Source organism: Clostridium sp. CAG:221 (assembly GCA_000435835.1).
Lineage (GTDB): Bacteria > Bacillota > Clostridia > Clostridiales > Clostridiaceae > Clostridium.
In genome coordinates this window covers 11,505-11,772 of record FR883429.1, presented here as the reverse complement: position 1 = coordinate 11,772, position 268 = coordinate 11,505, and the positions used below count along the sequence as shown (strand labels likewise).

1 protein-coding gene is annotated in these 268 nt (G+C 26.9%); it reads left to right on the top strand.

Annotated elements, in window-relative coordinates; genetic code table 11:
- Positions 1–30 precede the first annotated feature (30 nt).
- On the top strand, positions 31–268 hold a 238-nt coding region (locus Q5O44_RS14435), incomplete at its 3' end, for a hypothetical protein (RefSeq protein ID WP_302638249.1).

The window sequence follows — 268 nt, the reverse complement described above, 5'->3', positions numbered from 1 at the left end:
AGAAATTTAAACAAAGGAGAAAAAAATCCCATGTATGGAAGAAGGCATACTGAAAGTAATAAAGCTTTAATGTCTAAGTGTCATGAGAAGAGCGTTATGGTAGAATTCCCTAATGGAAAAAAGATGTCTTTTGAATCAAGAAATAAATGCATTGAATATTTTCAAAAGAATTATGGTGTTGGTATATATACTATTAAGAAGCTTATAAGAACAAAAGAAAAATTGAAGTCAAAATACAAAAAATTTAAAAAGCTAGAAGGAATAAGAA